At 32.3% G+C, this 22424-nt stretch carries 20 protein-coding genes and 2 pseudogenes; 12 read left to right on the top strand and 10 right to left on the bottom strand.

Annotated features, from left to right (window positions below):
- Positions 1 to 186 precede the first annotated feature (186 nt).
- Positions 187 to 714, top strand: a complete 528-nt coding sequence (locus F1Z66_RS08675; RefSeq protein ID WP_195907512.1) for a hypothetical protein — start codon at positions 187 to 189, stop codon at positions 712 to 714.
- Between the two features lie 241 nt (positions 715 to 955).
- On the opposite strand, the gene F1Z66_RS08670 is transcribed toward F1Z66_RS08675, so the two are convergent.
- The 3 genes and pseudogenes from F1Z66_RS08670 to F1Z66_RS08665 form a co-directional block, all read right to left on the bottom strand.
- On the bottom strand, positions 956 to 1156 hold the full coding sequence (locus F1Z66_RS08670) for a hypothetical protein (protein ID WP_149863221.1): 201 nt from the start codon (positions 1154 to 1156) through the stop codon (positions 956 to 958).
- A 177-nt stretch (positions 1157 to 1333) separates the two neighbouring features.
- A complete protein-coding gene (locus tag F1Z66_RS15855; RefSeq protein ID WP_195907511.1) occupies positions 1334 to 1522 on the bottom strand; it encodes a hypothetical protein in 189 nt (62 codons plus the stop codon).
- Between the two features lie 175 nt (positions 1523 to 1697).
- A pseudogene (locus F1Z66_RS08665) lies at positions 1698 to 2319 on the bottom strand (hypothetical protein).
- A gap of 419 nt (positions 2320 to 2738) precedes the next feature.
- Between F1Z66_RS08665 and F1Z66_RS08660 the strand changes: the two are divergent.
- Positions 2739 to 4196 (top strand): PQQ-dependent sugar dehydrogenase, encoded by a 1458-nt coding sequence (locus F1Z66_RS08660; RefSeq protein ID WP_230207505.1) that lies wholly within the window; start codon positions 2739 to 2741, stop codon positions 4194 to 4196.
- 506 nt (positions 4197 to 4702) lie between these two features.
- On the opposite strand, the gene F1Z66_RS08655 is transcribed toward F1Z66_RS08660, so the two are convergent.
- Entirely contained in the window at positions 4703 to 5251 is a 549-nt protein-coding gene (locus tag F1Z66_RS08655; RefSeq protein WP_201448650.1) for a GNAT family N-acetyltransferase, read from the bottom strand.
- A 1016-nt stretch (positions 5252 to 6267) separates the two neighbouring features.
- Between F1Z66_RS08655 and F1Z66_RS08650 the strand changes: the two genes are divergently transcribed.
- From F1Z66_RS08650 to F1Z66_RS08640, 3 genes are all read left to right on the top strand, one after another.
- Positions 6268 to 6627, top strand: coding sequence for a hypothetical protein (locus tag F1Z66_RS08650; protein WP_149863217.1), 360 nt, complete (start codon positions 6268 to 6270; stop codon positions 6625 to 6627).
- A 224-nt stretch (positions 6628 to 6851) separates the two neighbouring features.
- Complete coding sequence (locus tag F1Z66_RS08645) at positions 6852 to 7088, top strand: hypothetical protein (protein ID WP_149863216.1); 237 nt, start codon at positions 6852 to 6854, stop codon at positions 7086 to 7088.
- 873 nt (positions 7089 to 7961) lie between these two features.
- Positions 7962 to 8348: a hypothetical protein gene (locus F1Z66_RS08640; protein WP_149863215.1), complete on the top strand. Its 387-nt coding sequence runs from the start codon at positions 7962 to 7964 to the stop codon at positions 8346 to 8348.
- Between the two features lie 157 nt (positions 8349 to 8505).
- Here the strand turns inward: F1Z66_RS08640 and F1Z66_RS08635 are convergent, their stop codons facing one another.
- Entirely contained in the window at positions 8506 to 8892 is a 387-nt protein-coding gene (locus F1Z66_RS08635) for a winged helix-turn-helix domain-containing protein (RefSeq protein WP_149863214.1), read from the bottom strand.
- A 130-nt stretch (positions 8893 to 9022) separates the two neighbouring features.
- On the opposite strand from F1Z66_RS08635, the gene F1Z66_RS08630 reads away from it, so the two are divergent.
- Positions 9023 to 9655, top strand: coding sequence for a hypothetical protein (locus F1Z66_RS08630; protein WP_149863213.1), 633 nt, complete (start codon positions 9023 to 9025; stop codon positions 9653 to 9655).
- 201 nt (positions 9656 to 9856) lie between these two features.
- A complete protein-coding gene (locus F1Z66_RS15460) occupies positions 9857 to 10000 on the top strand; it encodes a hypothetical protein (protein ID WP_154670526.1) in 144 nt (47 codons plus the stop codon).
- A gap of 364 nt (positions 10001 to 10364) precedes the next feature.
- On the opposite strand, the gene F1Z66_RS08625 is transcribed toward F1Z66_RS15460, so the two are convergent.
- Entirely contained in the window at positions 10365 to 11150 is a 786-nt protein-coding gene (locus tag F1Z66_RS08625) for a carbonic anhydrase (RefSeq protein WP_149863225.1), read from the bottom strand.
- A 1216-nt stretch (positions 11151 to 12366) separates the two neighbouring features.
- Positions 12367 to 12948 carry a MarR family transcriptional regulator gene (locus tag F1Z66_RS08620; RefSeq protein ID WP_149863212.1) on the bottom strand — a complete coding sequence of 194 codons (582 nt, stop codon included), beginning with the start codon at positions 12946 to 12948 and terminating at the stop codon, positions 12367 to 12369.
- 788 nt (positions 12949 to 13736) lie between these two features.
- On the opposite strand from F1Z66_RS08620, the gene F1Z66_RS08615 reads away from it, so the two are divergent.
- Together F1Z66_RS08615 and F1Z66_RS08610 are read left to right on the top strand one after the other, a co-directional pair.
- Positions 13737 to 14171 (top strand): NTP transferase domain-containing protein, encoded by a 435-nt coding sequence (locus tag F1Z66_RS08615; protein WP_195907510.1) that lies wholly within the window; start codon positions 13737 to 13739, stop codon positions 14169 to 14171.
- Between the two features lie 16 nt (positions 14172 to 14187).
- Entirely contained in the window at positions 14188 to 14580 is a 393-nt protein-coding gene (locus F1Z66_RS08610) for a hypothetical protein (RefSeq protein ID WP_149863210.1), read from the top strand.
- Positions 14581 to 14729: 149 nt separating this feature from the next.
- On the opposite strand, the gene F1Z66_RS08605 is transcribed toward F1Z66_RS08610, so the two are convergent.
- Together F1Z66_RS08605 and F1Z66_RS08600 are read right to left on the bottom strand one after the other, a co-directional pair.
- Positions 14730 to 15383 (bottom strand): NADPH-dependent F420 reductase, encoded by a 654-nt coding sequence (locus tag F1Z66_RS08605; RefSeq protein WP_149863209.1) that lies wholly within the window; start codon positions 15381 to 15383, stop codon positions 14730 to 14732.
- Between the two features lie 186 nt (positions 15384 to 15569).
- The gene (locus F1Z66_RS08600; protein ID WP_149863208.1) at positions 15570 to 16058 is read right to left on the bottom strand and encodes a hypothetical protein; all 489 of its coding nucleotides are present in this window, start codon (positions 16056 to 16058) and stop codon (positions 15570 to 15572) included.
- A gap of 492 nt (positions 16059 to 16550) precedes the next feature.
- Here F1Z66_RS08600 and F1Z66_RS16455 point away from each other — a divergent pair.
- The 3 genes and pseudogenes from F1Z66_RS16455 (at position 16551) to F1Z66_RS08585 (ending at position 20940) form a co-directional block, all read left to right on the top strand.
- Positions 16551 to 17425, top strand: a pseudogene (locus F1Z66_RS16455) (SDR family oxidoreductase).
- A gap of 244 nt (positions 17426 to 17669) precedes the next feature.
- Positions 17670 to 19511 (top strand): Vgb family protein, encoded by a 1842-nt coding sequence (locus tag F1Z66_RS08590; RefSeq protein WP_149863207.1) that lies wholly within the window; start codon positions 17670 to 17672, stop codon positions 19509 to 19511.
- Between the two features lie 181 nt (positions 19512 to 19692).
- Positions 19693 to 20940, top strand: a complete 1248-nt coding sequence (locus F1Z66_RS08585; protein ID WP_149863206.1) for an MBL fold metallo-hydrolase — start codon at positions 19693 to 19695, stop codon at positions 20938 to 20940.
- Positions 20941 to 21802: 862 nt separating this feature from the next.
- Here the strand turns inward: F1Z66_RS08585 and F1Z66_RS08580 are convergent.
- Entirely contained in the window at positions 21803 to 22165 is a 363-nt protein-coding gene (locus F1Z66_RS08580) for a hypothetical protein (RefSeq protein WP_149863205.1), read from the bottom strand.
- Between the last annotated feature and the right edge of the window lie 259 nt (positions 22166 to 22424).

The following is a 22424-nucleotide window of genomic DNA, read 5'->3' as shown; positions in this document are numbered from 1 at the left end:
CAGAAAACTTTGATGATTATTTTCCGTGCAGGTTAAAGAATTGTAAGTTAAAGCATGTACAGAATTGGCTACGGTTATTTGCCGACTATCATAACAAAAAGATAAAACCTGTTAACTGAACAGAGCCAAAGAAATAAAGCTCATATTAATATAATAGTTCCACGTATAGTATCTATTTAATAAAATATGAGTATAAGATTCCAGGATTTTATCTGTTTCCTGAATGATAATGAGATGATAAATATCCATGATATTCTTAACGATGATGAAAATGGTGTTATCAATAGGCTTAAACTTCAAAAATACGTCTATCTAGCACAAACTTCTTTAGAGAATGATTTTGGCTATGAATATAGCATTTACAATAATGGTCCATACTCACCTGAATTGGCAAATTATTACTATGATAATATTCATCCCACAAAAATTTCAAATTTTGATCGCAGTAGTGACTGGGCAGAAAATAAAACTTTTACCGAAAAATTCCTTGGTTTGTTCAAGGATAAGGAACCAGAATGGTTGGAAGTTGCTACTACTTTAATCGATAGTTCAAAGTATTGTGAGAGTGAGCAGGAGACCTTGGACAAAGTCTATGCTATAAAATCTAAATACAGTATGGGATATATTGATGATGTTTGGGCAGAGCTTAAAGAAAAAAAACTCGTAAACAACGAAACGGGTCTTAAATTAAATAACATTTTCGCCATGTTTTAGATAAACACGTTATTTTAATCCCCATTATATGAAATGAATTTTTGATTATAGGCTATTTGTGTAGCCACCTATATAAAAAGAATCTTAAACAAATTTATTTTGACGATTGTTTTGTGTTAATATCGGATAAATAAGACACGATCATCAATTTCTTAAATTTTGTTCTAATATTAAAAAATTTTACTGACGTCTTAGTAAAATAACAACAACAAAAAAATATTGTGATTAAGGGTCGAACCTATTACATTGTTGAGTTACTGGCCATATCAGTGGAGTTATCCATTGTCATGGTCATGTTGTCTGAACCATCCATTGGCATGGTTGAGTTATCCATTGTCATGGTCATGTTGTCTTGTGCAAATACTGGTGCCATCATAGCTCCTCCCATGAGAGCAGCTGCTGCGATTACGCTCAAAACTACAAATGCGCTAAATTTATTCATGCAAATGATTGATTATTTTTATAGTATATATTTCCTTTGGTTAATACTGTTAAATTAGTAAGGTGTAATGTTTTAGTTATACTGAATTTCTTATTTGTTTAACCATCATCTCTTTTTAATTAACTTTAATCTTTGCTAAATGCTATTGATATTGGAATAGAGCATTAAAAAATTAATTTATAAAGAAAAATAGGACAGATTAGACTTTACTATGACTTTCCAAATTAGGTAACCCTGTTTATAACTTACAGTAATATTATCTTCTATCTGGTAAGGACAGTTGCCGATACTACAAGGTATTCCATCTGATGCTTCTACTACGCACGTATCTCTTTCCTTCATTTGGACCAAAACGCTCTCTTTCACACTTTAACTAAAAAAGCTGAGTCAAAGATCCTCCCATCAACATAAATATCACCACAAATCCACCTGCAATAAATAATATTGTCAACACTTTTGGGGAAAATTAAAAATCCATTACCATTTCTTAATACCAATACGATTGCTTTCTCTTTATATAGTATTTAATATAAAATGTATTTCATATTGGCCTCCTTACCCCAATTAATATGGATTCATCTGAATTTCTAAGTAATAACAACAAATACAAAAGATCAAAAAACAATATGGAAATAAATAATATTGGCAATATGATAAAATTCTGAGATACTGGTTCATAAATAGAATAATGTAGACTTGTAAAACCAGTACCCAACATTTTGAATAACGCAATAAATTTCGACTGACCTCGTAATGCTTTCCCACGCTTATAAAACATGATTATAAACAAAACAGACATCAAGAGATTTTGTCCAAAAGCTGCAAATACTCCGTCTACATCCACGAGGATAAATCTACCTGATACTATTAATCCTGAAGCTGAGATGACTGATAAGATAAACCCAGAGTAAAGCGTTTTTAAAGATATGTTAGGAAATTCATTTTTGCCGTATTTCAAAAGCTGAGAAACAATTATCATGTCTAATCCAAACCAAAGATAATTTATGTACAATTGGGGTGGTGAATGAGGAGTAACAAATGCAAAAACAAACTCCCATGATATATTTGCAGAGTGCAAAAAAAGGCATTCCAAATGTTTTGTCTCTGAAACCTTTTGAAATAATGAATATGTAGGTGAGGATCCAAAAAACACCTCCTATCATCAACACTATTGTTTGCACAGAATTGTATGATTTAGGTAATAAATTACAATAATATAAATTCTCCAGATATTTCAGATCAACATCCAAGATAATTTCATAATCCTTGTTGATAAATAGACTTGATATCATGTAAAATTATTGAAACCACAATAATCATACATACTTGATTGGTTGATGTAATAGTGGTCATTAAACCTATAATTGTCCAAACGACCTGAATAATGTATTTTGATGTACCTTACAGTTACTCATTGGCCAATTCCGATTTATAGATTGCGAAGAGTGCGAACAACTAGTTAACAAACACCAGATGAGTCGATAAATTTGACAATTGTAAACTTCAAACAAACAAACAAATACATTGTGTCTTTGTTTCAATTAAACCTCGTCAGATGAGGGGGTTAGTTGTTTTGTCGATCATGGCTTTTGCAGCCATAATGATGATTCTTTACTCTTCAGATTTGTTATATATTGTACATAATCAAATTATTTCATTTCAAAATCCATCCAATATAAAAATTAATAAAAATTATGGTACTGACATCAGCGTTGAATTATTTGCAAAAGGGTTAACTCGTCCTACCAGCATGAGTTTTATTAACGATAATACTATTCTTATTTTAGAAAAAGATTCAGGCAAGGTTCGTGTAATTTCACACGGTGTCCTGCTTGAGAAGCCAGCCTATACAATTGAAAATTTATCCACTCAACAAGAACAAGGACTTTTGGGCATAGCATTTAAAAATAAGTCTTTTACAAATTTGTCTTTAGCATCTGGAAAGACACAATCTATCCAAGAAAACTTACTGGGGAAACATAACGACCTATTGTTCTCCCAAAAAGGAACTGAAAACTATTTGAAAGATAAAGTTTACCTTTACTTTACTCAAAAGGTGTCAGAAAACAAAGGTTTGAATTATATAGACAGTAATGAGGATAGCGATTCTAGTAATAACTTAAGGAACAGGGTCTATGAATTTAACTTTAACAATACGGATAATTCACTAGTGCCTAATCGATTATTATTAGATTTGCCTGCTAACCCTAGGCCTTATCATAATGGTGGTAAAATTGATATCGATAAGCTAGGAAACCTGTATGTAACAATTGGGGACCTGACGGCTATCAATAGTTCAATGCAAAACTATCCAGGAAAAAAACTTGATCTCTTTTTCCCACCAAATAATACCTCGGGTATTTTGCGAATAAATCCCTCTGTCTCTATGTTGATTCCTGCAAGCAATCCATTTTACAATCAATCACTTGAGAACAAAACACTAGGGTCCTTGTCTTTGTATTATGCTTATGGCATAAGAAACAGTTTTGGTCTAGATATCGATCCAGTTACTGGTCGGGTGTGGGATACTGAGAATAGTGAATCAACCTATGATGAGCTTAACCTGGTAGAACCTGGCTTTAACAGCGGTTGGTATAAAATTATGGGACCGCTAAATCGGAATAATGACAGTAACGTTTTGGATTTGGTTATGCTAAATGGTTCTCACTATTCCGATCCTGAATTTAGCTGGAGAAATCCCATTGGAGTAACAGACGTTGAATTCTATGAATCGTCAAAATTGGGTAAAGAATTTGAGAATAATCTTTTTGTAGGAGATATTAACAATGGGAATCTTTACTTTTTTAAGCTAAATCCAGATAGGAACAAAATAGTTCATTTGAAATCCATTTACGACTCAAAACTAGCTTCTAATGAAAGTATCGAGGACTTTGTGGCAGACAACAAATCAGAACTTGAACCTTATATTTTTGCTCAGGGATTTGATGGAAGGATTACTGATATTCAAACGGGACCGGATGGAAATTTATATATATTGTCATATTTTGACGGTAAAATATTTCGTTTAGTTAATTCATAAACAAAATTTATTCTCATTCATGTCGAATAAAGAAGGGTATAATATTCTAAATCTCAATTATGTTGTCGTAGGAATAAAATTTAATAGACCAATTTCTTTTTGATACGTATCCAAAATCTGATCAGAACACCGAAAATATAGATGAGGCTTTCTTTCAAGTATAATGATCAATCTTCGCAGCAAAGCATATTAATATTTAATTTATAAATTATTTTTTGATAAATCTGATTTACTGTAAAATTTATCGTTTTTAAGTTAACCTCTGGCGTGTTGCTTTAGAATTTTAAATATTGAAAATGATAGAACAAGCTTTATTGTTTTTAAGGCACTTGGTTTAATAACTCGAAAAATAGTAGGAATTTATGACCTTCTACCATGACATGATTTTTTTCAGATGAGACCACATGGTTGTTACCTGTCCAAAGCGGTAACCGAGCAGAATTTCTTCTTGCTAATAAAATCTAAGTAATTAATGGAAGGAATGCAGAACAACCAGATATTTAAACCTAATATTCTTTATGATTAGACAATTTTGCCATAAGGTTTTTTAATATTTCTGACGATTCATCTCTGGTTATGCTATAACAAACTGTGTTTCTTATCCTCCCATCTCTCATTATTTTATGATTTCTTAAAATACCATCTTGGCTTGCGCCGAGCCGTTCAATTGCTTTTCGTGATACTAGGTTTAAAACATCTGTCCTAATTTCGACTGCGATACAGTTCAATTTTTCAAAAGCATACTGCAACATTAACAACTTTGATTCAGTGTTTACCGCAGTTCTCCGAAACGATTTGGCTATCCAAGTATGTCCAATTTCGACTCGATGATTGTCTTTATCTATATTAAGAAACCTGGTAGTCCCAATTATTATATTGGTTTCTTTTTGCACAATGATTAATGGTATAAAGGATTCGTCGTGTTTTATCATATTCTGCAAGTAAATAGACATGTCTTTCACTTGTGGGAAAAACGCATATGGATTATTCCAAATTTCTCCGTCAATAGCTGCATCAGACAGGCCCTCCAAATCTTCAGATCTAGGTGGACGCAAAATAATATATTCACCTATTAAAGTTATATCATGGACAGAAAGCAATATTATCAAGATATTTTGTAATATTTAGGTATAAAAGCAGTACAGTGGCAAGTTGTTACCTCATTCGTAACCGAAAAGAATTTAAATATACGTGATAAACGCGCTAATGTAAATCTTTTTTCTGTCTAGAGTATGAAATAATAGTTCTAAACCTATTCTAAATTAAATTATCAAATTATTAGTTTACTATATTAAGTATCTTAACAACTAAAATGCAAAAAGCTCTATAAAATATATTTCAGAAATATCTTATCCAGACAATCTGTTAACCCTACTACCTGATAGTTACCATTAAAAAGGAACTGATGAAGTATGAAATTCGAATAGCTCATGAGGTCTCATTTTTAAGTATTTCATGGCCCGTATCCTTTGATATGTACTGAAAGCAAAGAAATTCATATTTAAAATTTATCGATTTAGGAATTTTATTTTGGGGAGTGGTATAGCATATTCTTATGGGTGTGACTAATCCAAGAAAAATTTACTTTCCTGATCGCGGAATAGGCTATATGATTGATATTGACGATTTTGAACAAGTCGTCGAAAATAACAATTATACCTGAGACTCAGAATAAAATACCAATTAGGAAAATTATAAATCAATGGTGATTTTATCTGTCTTGTCAATACTTCTACCTCTGAAATAGTAATTAATTGAACCAATTATGACAAAATACTACCATAGAAATCAACATTATGCTAATATGTGTTACTCACCAAAAATGAAAATCACTATTCTAGCACTCATACCTCATTACAGACATATATGCTTAAATATGTCGTTAAATGGAAATTATAGAAGTTTTCTATAATAACAGATATCTGAATGAGGTATCTGCGGATTGTTAATTTGGCAATTGTATTGTTCAGTGAGTCCATTCATGGCGAATGAATAAAGTTTTGTAATAATTTATAATAACAAATTTTGGGTCTCTTTTTCAATGGTGTTTAAATGGTTATAGTTATCTATAGTGTCTATGCAAAAGGATAGACCATTTGGTGTAACGCTCATTGCAATTCTTGCTGTCCTAGGAGGACTAGGTTCACTCTTTAGTGGCCTTGCAATTATAGTTGTAATTCCTATCGTAGGATTAATCCTTGGAGGAATCTTAATTGTCATTGGTATAGCTTATTTCGCAGTCTCTTATGGATTGTGGAAGGGCCTGGAATGGGCTTGGATAATTACCTTGATTGTATCGGTACTAGGTATTATAGTAGGTCTGGCTTCACTCATTGTCGGTAACATGGGTGCAATATTCCATGTAATTGTCAATGGTATAGTTATTTACTACCTCTATCAACCACATGTAAAGGCGTACTTTGGAAAATAGAATTTTGTTTTGGTGGATATCGGGTAACTAAATTCACTCAATTTTCCACAAAATAAACAAATCCAAAACCTATCTCGATGAAAAACTGAATTTATCTAGACATTTTCTGGAGTTTATATTTCGAGTAATGAACCCCTAAAAATCTTGAATTTCTATTCAATAGTTTGTGGTTGGTAATTTCTAATTTAGATAAATCTTTTATAAAGGTACTTTAAAGGTAATGGATGACAAATCTAATTTATGCTGGAATGTTTGCATTTGCCATAACTTTGGGTATTTTTGGTATTACTCAGAACTATTGGTATCAGACTTCATTTGCAACTATCTGTTTTGACTGTCCAGAGGCTAACTTTCATCTTGATGAGGCAAAAAAATCTATAGACAGTGGGGATTATGAGGGTGCAAAAGATCACATAGATCAAGCTAAACAATTAATTGGCCAGTCAAATTCTACAAGTTAAGAGTCTTGTAATATCGGCAAGGATAGGACTGTGTGAAAATGTATTACATTTTATTATCGGTTACATTCTTGTAAGCAAATACTAATTCGTTGATTTCGACTAAATTCGGTTCTGACTATTTTTATTATTTTCTTACTGAATAAATGATAAATTGATTTCTTTAGGTTGTTATTTTTTGTCAAATTAATATACTTGTATTATGGTTATTGAACATGTCAAATAGTGTCTGAGATAGTTATAATTTCCAAATAAAAGCCCCGTTGTAAATCGGACACGAGCACAGATATAGGCGGTTAGCTCCGAACTGGCAAAAATTAAACAATTAGCAAAAAAAATTTATGTTAATTTATCGCATAACATTCTACCTATTAAAAGACTATTGGCTTGGGCTAAAGCCAATAAAGGTCTCTAGACCAGAACCCAATATATACAAAAACCTTCCTATAAACTCTGATGTTTTTTTGCGTACTGTAATTGTAATAGTATATACAAATTTTAATCTCTGTTATTTTTATTTAAATTGGATTTGTTGATCGTCATGATTATTGGATTTCCTAATAATTGTATTCATATAGGTTGGCTTATCATTAATTTTCAAACTGTTTATTAACTTTTATTTAGATACAAAAGAGCAGAAATCAAAGTTTTATTCCTTATATCTGCATAAAATCATACATAAGTTTATAATATTACTTAAAGCACTTTAAATAATCTCCATAAATTTGAAATATTTAATTATATTTTTTTTATTTTGTTTCTCGTGTGGACAAAAAATCCTATTTGTTGCTACTATCCATTAATCATGTGGATTGATGAATATTGTTATATGGAAAAAAATGTACGAATATATAGAATAAACAACTAAATTAAAGAATGAACAAAATAAGCGCCTTGGCCGTTTCAGCGGCAGTTTGTACCGGAATGGCTGGTATTTTGCATCTAAGCATGCTACCTGCATTTAATCAACAAATGACAATACTTTTCTTAATTGGTGGATTGGCGCAAGTATTTTGGATATTACCTACTATAAAAGATTGGGGCAGAATATGGGATTGTATCGGTATAGTAGGGACAGTTGCTTTTATAACACTCTGGATAATAACACGTATCCCAGATAATCCAATAACAGGACGGGGAGGAATGATTGGCGATATCGCAATTGCTACTGAAATTTTTCAACTAACGTTTGTAGCATTAATGGCAGTAGTCGTATATGCTAGGCACCCAAAAGCAATCTCCAAAATTCAGAAGGCAAAATAGATGTAGTCATCTATTTTGATACTAAATTTCTAGGTGAAGAGTTTTATGCAGACATTTGATAAAATTTTAGATCACTTGAAGGTCAATATGATTAATATTTGGACCAAATCATATAATTCTTGAAAATCTCTAAATTTTTATTAATCCTTAATATTAATTAATTAGGTTCTATCAATCTGGATGACACCTTGTCGTCATTTTCTCTTGAATTCAAATCCCCATCGATGACCTCAACGTTAATGTATTCGGACATTTCTAATGTAAATTTCTCTAGTGTTTTTACGGCTGGAAAATCAGAATTTAAAATATACATTATAGTTTTTCCAATTCTTCTACTTTTTTTCACAAAGTGAAATTTTTCTAAGCTGGGGATCTCTCTCGTTATGGTCTTAAATGACAAACCAGTCTTTAAGGCTATTTCTGCTGGAGAATAGTCAAATTCTTTATGATCTAGAAAGAAATCCATAATTTGAGATGGGGCCTTTGAGGAAAATATCTTGGACAAAATACCCGTTTCTTCTGGATTCATTCCTTCATTTAACATGATCTAACTCTACTAAATGTCATATTTGTCTTTTTCTAATCTTTTAATTTTTATTGATAGAGAATTATTTGTATACTTATAAAAAAGATGGGGTAAATGAATAAATAAAAAAGGTATCTTAAAATAACTATTGAATTCCTTTGAAATCTCTATATTACGTATTCTTTTAAAAAGGAACGGGCGCCCAATCCCTGTATTTGCTTTAATAGAAGGTTTTCCAAATGATTCTGAGAGATATGTAATCAACGCGATAAATCATCTTAAAGATTTGGGGTATGTTAATATTCTACCTGGATTTCCAAAGGAAGAGGAATATATCTCATTTAATCCAATGAGAAAAACTGATATTTTGAAACTTGTGTATCCTACAACTGAACCAAAAGAAATTAAACATTCAGTTTCAAAGATTCCATACTCATTACTCAAAAGCAAGTCTCAAAATCCAATATCAAGTCCCTCCAGATTTAAACATAAACTAGTTACAAGTAAAAACAGTGTAATGATCGTCATGACACTCGCTGTAATCCTCGTTGCAAGCCCATTAGCTTCCCAAATTCCAACCGCAAATAACAAGATCGCATCCGATTCGATCTTAAATCCTGTGAATAGTTACTTTAACTACCATAATGTCTTCGGTGACAAGCAAAAACATTATTTGGACGAAGATTTGAACACAATTGGTGATGATCAGGGATCAGGTTCTCACCTTATTCTTACGACAGATGGTGCGTTCATGAATCCTTATTCATGCAAACTAGGCTAAGTTAATTTCATTTTACTATTCTATTATGGTTACTGAATTAATGTGATGAAAGTGCTATAGAAAGATCAATCTAATAATTACAGAATATAGAGACATTCTTGTCGCTAATTTTATACTTCTCTTTCTATTTCTGAATATTTATGGAATAAATGTCAAAAATCCCCTCTTACTATTTAATGGGGAAGAGGGGATTTTTTATAGTTGCAAAGGTTTGGGTTCAACTCATTACCTTTAAATGAACAATTGGTTCATAGATCATTTGTATCGGATGTTACCTCGACACCCATACTTCCTGATCAACAAGAGGTTTCTGTCACCGAGCAAGTTACTTATTTGCTGAAATAGTCTGATACGAAAAATACCTAAACTTTTTGAATCTTATGGAAAATGATGGAGAGAAGAACAGCTATTTAATTTCCTAATGATTTAAGATTGATTCCTATCAAAAATAACCAAGTTTAATATAATAATCCGCAAATAACTTTTAAATACACAATAACTATCCCACCTATTGGAATATGCTTACATAAGAACATATATTTACGTCAAATGTTGTAGTCTTTGGTTTGCAAATTTATGGTTACCTCACCTACCTTCATATATAAATAGTTTGAAGGGAGGTAAGAATTGAATTGTTTTTCTTAATTAAAATATTGATAGGTGCAAGACTGAATCAATCTTGGAAATAAAAAAAGAAAATATTGTGGGTCTAATTTGCCAAGGGCGACATACTTGTTTCTAACATTCCTTCTTCCATCATACTTTCTCTATCTAGACCTGATGCATTGTCTAACCAAAGTTTGGCGTAACCCTTGGCTAGGTCTTTATTTACATGGATGACTGCGGTATTGATGTTTTCATATGAACTTCCGATTCTTTCTGGGAGATTGTCTGCCTGTTCTTGGGTGGTAACCACACTGCCTGGTGGTACAAATTTGCCATCCGCTATACTAACTCCGCCTGTAATTGTACTTGACACTCCTATTGCGACGTTGCTTCCGACCTTTGCATTAAATACCATACTTTCCATACCAACGAACGTATTGTCTCCTACAAACGCTGGACCGTGAATCAATACACCATGTGCTAAACTTACGTTATCTCCAACATATACCGAGTAACCACTTTCAAATCTGGAATCATTTCCTTTTAAGAGGTCGCCATTTTCAGAAAATCTTCTATCGTCCAAATTGTTGCCATTAAGTGTGGTCTCCAATCCATGAATTACTACCCCGTCCTGCATGTTTGAGAATTCTCCAATATGCAAAGGAGTGCCCTCATCACCTCTGCAAACTGCGGTAGGGGCGACTAGCACCTTTTCTCCAATGTAGCAATTTCCTATAACTATTGCGAAAGGATGAATAAAAGCCGAATCATCAATGTCTGGAAGCGTCACATTTGAGTTAAAATCGGTCTTTACATTTTGATGAATATTTGGCCAATTCGGGTTGATCCCTGGAATTTGTTTATCTACTTGTGTTAAATTGTGCGTCATATTTGTTTGACCAAAACTGGAAGGCATTATTGTCGAAAATACAGATATACTAAAAATCAATAATAATTGGGGCTGTAATTTGCTTGAATATTTAACCATCGCTATTTCTTTTGCAACTGAATTTAAGAATACTTGTAAATAATAATTAACATTAAGTATATTTTATTCTTCATTATTCTGGACTACGGTATAAAGACAAGATTTTAGATTTTTTCAAACAATCAATTGAAAATCTCATCGATACATTCATTTAATTTGATAAAATGATTATAGTTTTTATTTTTTGTTCATCAGGTTCTTGTTGAAGTATTTTCATTTAGCATTTTCATCTCATGGAAAAATATTAACAGAAATTCAACACTACTGATCCAAATCGTATCATAATTCAAAAAAAATCAATCCAAAAGGTGTATAAATATATTAAAAGGATTAAACGGTAAAGGATTGATTCTATAGGTGTCACAACTGGAGCCCATATATTTAATTCAAAGTAATCTACCATAATTGGTAATTTCTGATTCTGGATTAATTGAGTTAGGTACACAAATACTATTCTACAAAATGCATAATTTTGACTAAATAAATTGAACCAGATATTTTTAATAGCATTCCCCACACTTTCTCAATAACAAGGTTCCTTCTTGTTGAATAAAATAGCTAGTCCTAAAGAATGCCAAATTCTTTGGATGCTTTGAATACAATATAGATACGTATTTAGAGAACAATATTTTTGTTTTTATAAGAATTGTGAATATTAATATTACGATTAGGTTACTGGTATTTTAGTACGAATCTGATTTTTTATTTTAAGCGACCATATAGGTGAAAACAAATTCGCAGAAACGCAAATAATTTGTCTTACAAATGATTCCGGGATTATTCCAATGTTAGTTTAAGTAAAAAATAGGAATAATATTAAGTGTTTTCAAATATATATTTGTTTGACATTGTTCCTTTTAGACATTAACATTATTTACTATGTAAGAGAAATAGTGTTTTTTATTTTGATGGGTTGACGTTGGCAAATGATCTTGTTTGAATTACCTGTGTAGCAATATTTGCCAAATATATACTTCTTAGTATCGTTTCTTGTTATCTTATTTTGTCATATATTTTATCTGTAACCATGTAGTAAAAAAATCCATTATTGGATAAGAAATCAAAAAAGTTTTGTTCCATTTTCACCTGTATTCTTAACTTCAATAGGTTTTACTAATCAAAAAGAGTCAAATCCGCCTAGATCCATTCCGCCGAAATCTGCGTCGCTATAACTACCACTATCGTAGTCTCCCGAATCCGTGCCAGCGCCAGCATCCTCAGCTCCGGGACTATCGGCAGCCTGAGACTCAACTTGGGTGCTTTCAGCAGGATTCATTGCCATACCCATAAATGACATCATTGAGGTAAACATTACCATATTAATCAATCCTGAAAAAAGCATCATCGGCATCCACATGCGGTTATCATCCATAAAAGTCTGCAGTTGACGTTTATTTCCTGTTTCATAGAGCTGCTGCAAGTATTTTGATTTATTTGATAATTCTTGTTTTTTGGATTCGAGTACCTTAAGACCTATGTCTGTAAGAAAAACCTCTGTCTTCTTATTCCCAAAGAAGCCTTTCTTTTCTTTGATCTCTACAAGCCTTTGGGTTTTTAAGTCATTTACTATTAATTCTACTTCGTCCTTTGATAATTTAGTAATTCTTGAAATATCATTTATTTTCTTAACTCCTCTTGAAATGGCATCCAAAACCATAAAGTGATTTGGACTTTGACCAAATGAACCGCCTGAAGACATTATAATTTTATGATTGTGAAATTATATAAATTTTAATATTATCTTTTCCTGATTCTATTTGGAAGAATATAAATTCTAAATTTAATTTAACCAATCTTTTTTGTAAGATTGGTTAAATAGTAGTTATCAAATCAGATGAATCGTCTTGGAGAGGTGACTAATGATCAAAATAAACCATAAGCCAACTACCATTTGAAGGATGATATTTTAATTGTTCACCTCAGGTTGACTCCCAATGCTTTAATTAAAAAATGCATACCATTCGCGAATTATTACAACACAAAAGAATTATCTGCGTGATTACTATCGAATTTCACTGAAAGAAAATGAGTTGTCGATTTATTCAGGACGCTAAAAGAATCTTTCTCCTTGATCAACACCACCATAATTTGGTATAGATCAGGATGATATAATTAACAATCCTAATTTTCTTTGTTGATGTAGTAACTAATGTTTCAGCATTTGATAGGAATTATGAGTTGTTTTATTTTGTGATACCTGAACTTAGAACAAATACAACTAAATTTGATACAGATCATTTATCTTGTTTTGTGTGTATACAAAAAATTTGTCTATCATTACATTTCACTAATTGTTTTTTACGTATGAAAGGAATGGATCTTTCATATCAAAGTTAATGGTTTTGACCTTGATATGTATCGGGCATAATAATAATATTTGATTTGGTCTTTGTGATTGGTAACCTTGGATTTGCAAACAAAATGAGATCAATTTTCGCCTCAAAAATTAAAATATGCGAATCATTTCGGGATATAATCAAATGAAGAGTGATTTTTAATACCGTTATTCTAAATCATGTGCATGAAGGTCGTTTTATTGGCTGGTGGCAGGGGAACCAGGGGCAAACCATTACAGATTACACTCCAAAGTCGATGATCCCAATTAGGGGACGACCCGTTATAGATCATATAGTTAGATTCGTATCTAAATTTACCTGCGTTTCTGAAATCCTTATTGTGTGTGAAAACGACTTATTTGGAAGTCAAATTATGAATTATTTTGAGGGGAAAGATTGGCTTTTTCAGAAAAAAATTACCTTTATTGAGGATAGAAAAAACGGTACTGGAGGTGCGTTGTTATTATGTCATAGATTCTTGGAAACAGAATCCCATTTTTTGGTTTGGTATGCTGATAATCTCTGTGCTTTAGACATTCGAGATCTGGAACAAAAATTTCTTACTATCCAAAACGAAGAGTGGTGATGATATCAAATACATCGTGATAACACGATCGAATCGGATTGAGGAAACAGGCAGGGTTTCTATAAAGAATCGTCATCTCGATAATCTATATATTGCTTCTAGCTTTGTAGAAAAGCCTTTGATTGAGATCACGGATCAAGAAGCGTCAGGTATATACTTGTTTACTCATTCTATCTTGAATGTCTTGACAACATATGGCGTTTCTAATCAAACTAAGGTTTTTGATATTGCCTCTGATATTCTTACACGTCTTAACAATAAGGTTTTTGTAAAGTTCTATTCGTACAATTTGACAGAGGTTGGTGTTAACTGGGCCAATATAGAGTCTCCAAATTATGTCGAAAGAAATGAATTCTATGTTACATCGATAATCGACCAAATGAATGCTGTTGTGGAAAAATCTATTTAAATTTCACCTTAATAACAAAACAGATTACACTTTGGTATTTCGAATTAATTCATAATAATTTGAATTTTATTTAACAAATCAACTCCGTTTATATGTATAAATCGAATATCAAAAGTAGTAACGAGATCTTGATATTGGTATACAACTATTCATTTTTTAAGCAATTTAAAGGCGTGGTCTCCTTTTCCTGTTTTAAAGTAATATTCAATCCAAATCATTGCTAGAGGTTCCAATAATCTTGATTTATCCATCTTCCCAATATCAATGGATTCCCAACCCAGAGGCGTGATTATTTTTTCAGCGACTATTTTTTTGGCCTCCTCAGAATTCCCGCAAATAAACATTGTAGGGGGATTACATTGGAAACTTGGTTTCACCATATGTTGATTTCCAATAATATTAAATGCTTTTACAACCAAGGAGTTGTCTAGTATTGATTGTATTATTTCCCCTGCAGAAGTATCGAATCCAACAGCTAATTTGGGTGACCCTTGATTGGAAAAATCTAGCGGATTAGTTGTATCTATTACTATCTTGTCCTTAAAATTAGATGGAAGAGCCAAATTAATGGCGTTTTCAGTCCCGCTCCATAGAGTTGAAAGTATTATTATCTCACCAAAAGCGGAGGATTCTGCAAATGTTCCAATAAACGCCCTTTCTCTGTGCTTTGAATTTTGAAGCCATTCTTGTACTTCTTTTTTTTCAGAATTACGAGTACCAATCATCACGTGGTGACCCAAGTCAAGACAACCGCTGCCAAGTCGCAAACCCACGTCCCCTGATCCTATGATCCCAATTTTCATAAGGTGTAAAATAGGGGGTTAGTGATACTTAAATCCTTAAATTAATGACCAAAGGTTGCACCGTTTGGGTGACTTGATCGCTTTGGTTTTCTGCTCTATGAAAGTGATGTATGATTATATAAAACCGTGAAGATGACAAAAAATTTTAGAATTTCTTGGGATTTCGATGAATTTGAGACGTGAAATTTATGAAAGTGGCTCTCCAGTTGCTGTGAAGTTGTATGAAGATACTCTATAATGTGAGATTATCTCTAGTCCTGCATAATTATGACTTGCACCAGGTTTTAGTATGAATGAAGGTTGGGTAACAAACTCGTCTATTTTGCCTAAACTGGTTCCATCTTTATCGAAAAATTCGCCTTGAATTCTGATATCGTGAACATCGAAAGTTTGGTTATTCTTTACAGATGCACTAATGTCAACTAACCCTTGAGAAGTTTTGCCAACAACCAAATTTTCCAAAGATATGAATACTTTTTCGGGTGGTTGAGGAGCCGTGGATGAAGGGGACGATGTTGCGTTGTCTGTAGCATTTTGTGATATGTCCAAAGAGTCTGTTTGGGCTTTTGCAGAATATCTGGTATCAAGAATAGAATCGCAAGTGGCTATGACAAGCAATAAGGAAAAAATAATACTAATTTGCTTTAGCATTAACTTATTAGTGTGTACTAGCAAGTTATAAATTATCCTTTTTTTCAAAAACTTGATAAAAATATTCTAAAAAGTATAATTTTTATCATTATTATATTTTTTTTATGTATGATGTAATCACCCTTAAACTTCAAAATTAACTTAGCCAAAAAGTATCTATTGAATTAACACAAAAAAACAAAGCAAAACATGAATCATGTGAATGGTCTACATTAGTGTAAAATCTTATTTTGCCTTTGAATATTTTGGCAAATCTACTGTTGGAGCAAAGAAACGGTTAACAATTTCAAAACGTTTGAATAACAATCCGCAAAAATTTATTAGATTGCTTTTCTTCACTACACCTTGATTAATCAGACTCGGATCCTCTGGCGATGTTTTAAAAGGATGTTTCCAGAACATGAATTTTTTCTTTTCCATAATGCCTGTAAGATGCTACAACGGATGAGCATTGAAATTTTAATGACTAATTAAAAATGTCCATATTTGACTTGTGATATACATATTTTAAAAGGGATGAAACCAAGTTTGGATGTTAATAAGATAGCGCTAATTACTGGGAGTTCAACGGAGATTGGATTTGAGACGGCCTTAGAACTAGCAAGGAATGGGTTCTATACATATGCTTCAATGAGGAATCTAAATAAGTCAAAGAAAATTAAAGAAGTGGCCACCTCCGAAAGGTTACCTTTACAAGTTATTGAACTTGTGAATAGCGAAGTGTCTGTCTCAAATGCAATTAACACTATATCAAAGGAAAAAAATAGACTTGATGTTGTTGTAAACAATGCTGGATATGGATTATTTGGCTCTTTAGAGGATCTTAGCATTGATGAGATAAGGAATTATTTGAAACTAATTATTTTGGGATAGTCAGGTTAATAAAAAGTAGTTTACCTCTGATAAGAGTAACCCCAGGAAAATGTACAATTATTAATATCAGTTCAGTCGGGGGCAAAATTGGCGCACCTATTTTGTCTGCTTATCAAAGTACTAAATTTGCAGTTGAAGGGTTAAGTGAATCATTGCGCTTTGAGTTAGAACCATTTGGGATCAAAGTTGTAATAATAGAGCCCGGATTTATCAAGACAAATATTATGAATTCTAATATTAAAGCAAAAGGTAGTTCAAACCCTGAGTCACCATATTTTCAGGTTACAAATAAGGTTGAAGCATATTTTAGATCAATGGTAAACAATAATCCATCGGTTACATACCCAACTGAAGTGGCATCTGTGATTTTGGATGCAATAAAATCTGATAATCCAAAATTACGGTATCCTGTGGGTCAGGATGCTTACCAAATCCTATCTGCCAAAGATCATCTATCCGAATCGGAATTTCTTCAATTGATTAAAAAGCAGTTCACAGAAATTTCAAATAAAAAATAGCAGGTCTTATCTGCATATTTTTACCTGTGGATAATGGAAATTTATTAATACCTGCAAGATGAAAAACTATTTTTAATATATATTTTTTTACACGTGGCATTTAATTTAGAGAAAATCTGTATTACCATAGGTGTGATTTGTTGCAAATGATCGAGAAATTAACCGATTCCGTTTTCTAATTTAATAAATTTCTGTGGTTGTATAAAAACTGATATTAGTCATTACATAAGAATAAAAGTTAATAATGTCTTGTAAACAGAATGCCTGCCATTATGTTGGTTTTTGGTTATGTATTATTTCATCCTTAATTGGAATTAATTACATCGCCTCATCATTCAACTTTTCTCAGAATAATGATATGCCGTATGTATTTGCGAGTTCTAATAATACACTTCATCATCACGATCATGGTTCTATGATGGATATGAGCAATTTTAAATTCGATCCAGAAATATATTTGAATTCCAGTAACGTTAATTATGACTTGAAATCCTATCCAAATAGCGTAAGAACATCAGTGTTTCAAACGCTGTCTGATGTTGATAAACCACTATTATGCGGTGATAACAAAATACATTCAAACTATTATGTTAAAGAATTTATTACTCCAATTTTGTGTAGTCAACCCGTTGCACTGACTGCCGACAAGGATGGTAAAATATGGTTAGCTTCAGGAAAATCGGGAACTATTCAAGTATTTGATCCTAAATCTGAAAAATTTGAACAAGTAATAAAAATACCTAACTGGCCCAACCAAACTAGAAATATTGGATCCATGATATGGGACATTAAATTCGATAAAAACGATAATTTGTGGTTTACAGATGAACTTAGCAATTCGATTTGGAAATACTCTGTAAATGAAGGAAAGTTTGAAAATTACAGGTTATTAGCCGAGGGGGGGTATCCATTATCAATTGCTTTTGATTCGGATAATAACGTCTGGTTTACTCAAGTATTTGGGAAACGACTTGGATTCATAGAGCCATCGAAAACTGTATCTAACACGACTGAAGGGATTTCTGAATTGGATATGTCTAAACAGATAAATTTTCAGACAATGGGGCCAATTTCAAATGGATACAATTTTTCGGGTCATAATAATAATACTAGATCTGCAGATAATTCTGGGGATGTAGTTTGGTTTTCTACAGCAGTATTCCCTATTGGGGGACAAATTATAAAATACGATATTGATAACGAGTCTATTACCATACATGATATTAATTACACACACAGTGTACCTTTTAGCATTGCCGAGGACGAAAACGGGACTTTGTGGGCTAACAGTCATATAGCCAACCTTTTTCTGTCCCTGAATCCTAATACAGGTGCGGTTAAACAATATGCTACCTCAAACCCATCCTCTTCTGGAAACTTGACTACTCTTCCTTATTATAATGAATACCAGGATGGTAAGGTCTGGTTTAATGAACACTATGGAAACTCTATCGCTTATTTTGATATAAAGAATAACAAATTGGTGGAGTATCATATCCCCTCACATAATCCATTATGGGTCAATTCCTCAAACCCGCTTAGGTTTGCCTTTGATAATGAAGGCTCTGTATGGTTTACAGAGTGGACTGAAAATAAACTTGGCGTTATCCATGCAGACAAATTAAAACAACTACCAATTTCATTAAATGTTTCGAAAAGTGATATTTCACTTGATAGGAAGTCCGGAAAGGGTGATTCTTTAAACGTTACCGTTTATTTTGATCCTGATTCGATAAACACTCTGACAAATTCATCGGGTCCGGAAAATAGCAATTTTAGGGATGGGAGTTTAGAAAGGATTTTTGACAAACCCGTTCAAACCGTGACCTTTGCTATCACTTCAAGCATCTCAAAGGATGGAAAGTTAGTTAATATGACCAGTAAATTTACCGACCTTAACTTAACTAGTTCCTCTAATTCAACTTCTGCAGCCGATCAAATCCCGAAACTGAACACTTCTATAACAAAGCTTTTGACAATTGAGCCCGAAAAAGGCATAATTCCTGGAACCTATACCCTCACTATTAGCGCTAAATATGAGGATGATTTAACTATCTCGAGGATAATTGATTTGTATGTTAAATGATCATTCTTTGTCTCAGAGACTTTTTTAGTGAGGCTAAGGTGATAATTAATCAGAACTCGAGATTAATAACCTCCTTTTTCTTGTTCTAGTACATGATGATAAAACAGATATTCCGAATACAATTATGCTTAATTTATTTATTTAAATATAATTTATAAATCTGAAAGAAATTAATAAGAATATGATTTCAAATTTTGGACCATCTAGCGGCTCTCATAAAAATAATTTAGTAATAAAGCCTTTTGAACTGAAGAAGAAAATAGACGAAGGTGATGATTTTTTTATTTTAGATGTGAGGACCAAACAGGAACATGATATGTGGTCTATTTCTTATGATAAATACAAGGATTCCACTTTGATTCCAATTGATACCATAATGCAAAATGAATCACTTAAAAAACTTCCAAAGGATAAAGAAATCATTGTATTCTGTGCTCATGGACAGAGATCGTCTATGGCAGCTATGGCGTTGTCTTCACTTGGGTATAATGTGAAAACGGTCGAAGGTGGTATGGATGGTTGGAGTAATTTATACGATGTTGCAAACCTTGAAATTGATAATTCTCTCCCATTGAGGATTTGGCAAATTAGGCGAATTTCGAAGGGATGCATGAGTTACTTGATTACATCAACCGTGGATAAGAAAGCTACCATAATTGATCCTACATGCAATATAGATGGCATTGTTGACGACCTCATCGCACAATATGGTCTTACTATCGAGAGAGTAATCGACACTCATTTACATGCTGATCATCTTTCTGGTTCGTCAAAAATCGCTCGCAAGTACAATTGTGATTTAATACTGAGTTCATATGAAAATTACAATTTAACCGAGCTTTCTGGATTTGATGTACAGAGGGTAAAATTGGTAAAGGGTGGTGAAAATTTCAAACTAGGAGATGAACTTGAGATCAAAGCAATTCATACACCCGGTCATACTCAAGGGAGCATAAGTTATTTGTTAAATAGCAATAAACAAGGTAACAACTCCTTCTCTATTGATGAACCTGATAAAATTAATCACACAAATGCTTTGTATTTATTTGCTGGCGACACTATTTTTGTTAACGGTGTAGGTAGGCCAGATTTGCATAATAAGGCCCAGGAGTATACAGCCATGTTGTACCAAACATATAAGGACTATATACTTGAACTTCCTACTAACGTTACACTTTTGCCATCTCATTATAGTGAAAGTTTTAATCATGGGAAGGTGATATCAAATACAATTGACGCTGTAAGAAACAAATTAACTGGGATTAGTAACTCTTCTGATGATTTTGCTGCTTATGTAAATTCAAATATTCCAACACAGCCCATGAACTATGAAAAAATTGTAAAATTAAATAAGAATCTTGTCTCTTGCGATCAAGTTTACTATCGTGACTTAGAAGCAGGTCCGAATTCTTGTGGAATAAAAGCTTAAAAAATGATCATTCCAACTATGATGTTATAGTAAACATTTTTTGTGCATTGGTTAAATCCATTGTCTGATCCTATGTGCATCTGAGGGCCGGAGTATATATAGGATAATGTTTATAAACAAATCTAAATTTGGTTAGCATCTTCATACAATTTATTCGGCTTTTTAATTATAGTTATGATGTATTAACCATGCTAATTGTTATATTACGTTCATAAATTTTTATCTAATTATGTTCCTCTCTATTTTCGAGTATTGAGATCTTGCTTCTTAATACCTTTCACTTTAATTTCAAATAAGTTATACAGCATGCTTGGTTGCGGTCATCAATTTTGAACTAGTCAAAAAACTTGCAAGTATGAGTCTGCAATTATATTTATGTTTAATTCATATTGCAAAAACTGTAACCTGATCTGTCTACTAATAATCTAGTCCTAGTGATGAAGCAACAAAGGCGAGGTTGTATGATGCGGCGCCGTCAACATCATATTTTTTAATTTCCGAGGTAATGTTTTTTGTAACCTATGGTGGAGGGAACCAGTAGTTGCGAATCTGATGGATCCCACTATAGAAGCTTATCTCATGAATTCCACCTTTGTTACTCTTTCTCTAGGCTACCTTTACTGGAACTGCAATGTTAATAAATAATATAGTAGATTTCAAAAAAATTGGTGATATATTTAGATTATCTAATCGTTTTGATTCTATCATGAATTATAATAATTATGCTACCAAATCAGATGATTCTAAATTATTACTATATCCAACTAGTAATAATGCGACTAGTATTTGTTTTGGTAGATATAGTTTTGATATTAGAATTCTGTTAATCTTGATTGCATACTTGATAAGAATTTCTACAATACTAGGACAATGGATCAAAATTATCTTTATGGAAATATTTCTCTGTTTTCTGTGTACCTTGGAACTTTATTACCATGATTTTGGTTCGCATATTAGAGTTCCTTATTATGATATCAAAAATTATGGGTTTGTATCTATTTGAAAGAAAATACTCTAATGAACCCACAATCTCTTTTCCATGCATGTTTGATGTATTCAATATTACATTGGTAGGTTGTTTTGTTTGTACGATTTTATAGATATCTGGTAGAGAAAGCGAATTTAATATATTGATAGTATTTGTCTGAGCTTCGGAAATGCTAAATTGAGTGAATCCTGTTGTACCTTGTTCAATAGACGAAGCATAAATTGTTAGATTCTTCAATTTGAAATACTCCTTTGGTAAAACACCAATAAAACTTTGTCAACTATGTATATTTGTTTTTTTAATAGGGCTGGTGTCTTATCATGATATTAAATATGGGAAATTAAGCCTTTAGTCTATATACAGAAGCAGTTAAAAAAAATTTAATAAAATGTGGATGCTATCTATTATGACATGTTACTAATTAACATTATAATTACTATTATACTTTAGAACTGAAAGTTATTTCAGTTTATGGTTTATTAACTTTGTTAGTTAA

Origin of the sequence: Candidatus Nitrosocosmicus agrestis (assembly GCF_008389435.1) — an archaeon.
In the GTDB taxonomy this organism is placed as follows: Archaea; Thermoproteota; Nitrososphaeria; order Nitrososphaerales; family Nitrososphaeraceae; genus Nitrosocosmicus; species Nitrosocosmicus agrestis.
Note: the sequence above shows the minus strand (reverse complement) of the source record. Positions and strands in the feature narration are given on the sequence as shown.